This is a genomic window from Nocardioides sp. (assembly GCF_035429765.1).
In the GTDB taxonomy this organism is placed as follows: domain Bacteria; phylum Actinomycetota; class Actinomycetes; order Propionibacteriales; family Nocardioidaceae; genus Nocardioides.
The window spans coordinates 1-2,662 of record NZ_DAOMFK010000292.1; the positions used below are offsets into that span (position 1 = coordinate 1).

Here is a 2,662-nt window from a genome sequence, read left to right on the forward strand (position 1 = left end):
TCGAGCGCCGGCCCGGGCGCCCTCACCGTGAACCCGCTCGGAAGCGCACCGCGCAGGTCGAAGAACGCGGTGTTGCCGAGTCCTGCGTGGCCGCGCGTCTCGAGGTGTGGCCGCGTACCGAGGCTCGTCGGGCCGGCAGAACCGCGGTGGACCATGCGGCTCGCGACCGGCACCGTCGGTTGCGACCATTCGTACGACGAGCCGCCCTGCGGCGCCGGGGTGGCCCACGGGTCCTCGCCCGCGGGCTGTCCGCCGCCCTGGCCGCCGCCGGAGTAGCCGCCGCCCTGCCGGGTGGTCCGGGTGACCTTGGCGGTGGCGTACTTCAGGCTGGGCCCGACCTCCTCGACCTCGATCTCGAAGACCGTGCGCTTCTCGCCCTCGCGGGTCTCGTACTGCCGTGACTTCAGCCGCCCCTGGACGACGACGCGCATGCCGCGCTGCAGCGACTCCGCGACGTTCTCCGCGGCCTGGCGCCACACCGAGCAGGTCAGGAACAGCGCGTCGCCGTCCTTCCACTCGTTGGTCTGGCGGTCGAAGGTGCGCGGGGTGGACGCGATGCGGAAGTTCGCGACGGCGGCGCCGGACGGGGTGAACCGCAGCTCCGGGTCGTCGACGAGGTTGCCGACGACCGTGATGATGGTTTCGCCTGCCATGCCAGGCCTCCTGAGTAGCTCGAAGTCAGTACGACGGGTGTCATCGTGGCCGAGACCACCGACAACGGGAAGCGGCTGTCCACAGCCGGTCCCGGCCTGAGCGGGACCGGAGCGACGCCTCAGTGGGCGTCGGGACGCATCACCTTGGTGCGCAGCACCGACTCGTTGAGGGTGAGCTGGCGGTCGAACTCCTTGACCGTGGCCGGCTCGGCCTGCAGCGAGACGACGGCGTAGATGCCTTCGGCGTTCTTCTTGATCTCGTAGGCCATCCGACGGCGGCCCCACACGTCGACCTTGTCGATGCTGCCGCCGTCCTTGCGGACGACGTTGAGGTACTTGTCGAGCGCGGACTCGACGTTGCGCTCGTCGAGGCTGGGCTCGAGGATGACCATCACTTCATAGGCACGCACAGCGGTCTCCACCTCCTCTGGACTCGGCGGCCACGGACGATCCGTGGCAGGAGGACTCTGCGTTGACCCGGCGCGGACTTGCGGCCGCCCCGGGGCCCCACCGCGCAGGGCCGGACGGCCGGCCCGCGGACGGGAACGCCCCAGGCTAGCAGCGGTGACCTCGGGGCTCCCAATCCACCGGTCACGGCGGTGGCGGATGCCCCGATAGGCTCGCCGGGTGACCACCACGCTCCGGATCGGGGCCCACGTCGACCAGGCCGACCCGATCGCCGAGGCCGCGGCCCGGCAGGCGCCTCTCGTGCAGTTCTTCCTCGGCGACCCCCAGGGGTACCACGGTCCGGAGCTCCGGTACGCCGGCGGCGCCGAGGCCCTGCGCCGGGACGCGGAGGCGGCCGGGGTGGCGCTGTACGTGCACGCGCCGTACCTCGTCAACGTGGCGACCACCAACAACCGGATCCGGATCCCCTCGCGCAAGCTGCTCCAGCAGCACGTCGACGCCGCCGCGGCGATCGGGGCCCAGGGGCTGGTCGTCCACGGGGGCCACCTGAACAAGGCCGACGACCCGGAGAAGGGCTTCGACAACTGGCGCAAGGCCGTCGAGGCGACCGACCTGAAGGTGCCCGTCCTGATCGAGAACACCGCCGGCGGCGACAACGCGATGGCCCGGCACCTGGACCGGATCGGCCGGCTGTGGGACGCGATCTCCTCGGCCACGGGCGCCGACATGGTCGGCTTCTGCCTCGACACCTGCCACGCCCACGCCGGCGGGATCGACCTGGCGACCGTGGTGGCCGACGTCCGGGCGATCACCGGGCGCATCGACCTGGTGCACTGCAACGACTCCCGCGACGCCGCCGACTCGGGAGCGGACCGGCACACCTCGCTGGGCGCCGGTCGGATCGACCCGGAGCTGCTCGCGGCCGTGGTGCGCGAGGCCGGGGCGCCGGTGGTCTGCGAGACCCCGGGGGGCCCCGAGGAGCACCTGGCCGACTTCGCCTGGCTGCGCGCGCGCGTCTGACGCCCGTGGCTTTCGGCGGGCGCCCGCCCTCGGTGACGACGCCACGCCCGCGCCGTACGCCCCACCAGCCCCACCTCACCCGAAGCACACGAACGGCGCGGGGGGAGCGTCGGGGCCGGCGGGGGGCAGCACGGCGGCCAGGGCCGCGGCCGGGTCCAGGCCGGCACTGAGACCGCGGTGGACGCCGAGGAGTACGTCGTGCGCCACGTCGTCGTGCACGGCAGCCGCCGACGCGATCACGCTGCGCGCGCCGGCGTGCAGCCAGGCGGTGGTCATCCCGATCAGCTCCTCGCCGTGGCGCACCTGCGACCGGCCCAGCTCGCACGCCGAGAGCAGCACCACGTCCGGGACCCGCTCGAGCCGGTCGATGTCGTAGCCGTACCAGGGTCCGTCGTGCAGCTCGAGGCCCGAGAACAGCGGGTTCTCCGCCGAGTGCCGCCCGTGGGCCGAGACGTGCAGCACGCCCACCCGCGACGCCAGGTCGGTCACCGCCGAGGCCGTCGCACCCGCGCCGACCACCAGCTCGGCGCGCGGCCACAGCGCCGCCGCGGCCCGCACCTCCGCCTCCGCCCGGGCCACCC

At 73.6% G+C, this 2,662-nt stretch carries 3 protein-coding genes and 1 pseudogene; 1 reads left to right on the forward strand and 3 read right to left on the reverse strand.

The features are described 5' to 3' along the window. Positions 1-197: 197 nt before the first annotated feature. Positions 198-653, reverse strand: a pseudogene (locus PLP61_RS16350) (single-stranded DNA-binding protein); the annotation flags it as partial. A gap of 119 nt (positions 654-772) precedes the next feature. Continuing rightward, complete coding sequence (gene rpsF, locus PLP61_RS16355) at positions 773-1,063, reverse strand: 30S ribosomal protein S6 (protein ID WP_324503827.1); 291 nt, start codon at positions 1,061-1,063, stop codon at positions 773-775. 217 nt (positions 1,064-1,280) lie between these two features. Between rpsF and PLP61_RS16360 the strand changes: the two genes are divergently transcribed. Then, on the forward strand, positions 1,281-2,081 hold the full coding sequence (locus tag PLP61_RS16360; RefSeq protein WP_324503828.1) for a deoxyribonuclease IV: 801 nt from the start codon (positions 1,281-1,283) through the stop codon (positions 2,079-2,081). A gap of 75 nt (positions 2,082-2,156) precedes the next feature. On the opposite strand, the gene PLP61_RS16365 is transcribed toward PLP61_RS16360, so the two are convergent. Further along, the coding region (locus PLP61_RS16365; RefSeq protein WP_324503829.1) for a CHAT domain-containing protein at positions 2,157-2,662 on the reverse strand (506 nt) is incomplete at its 5' end.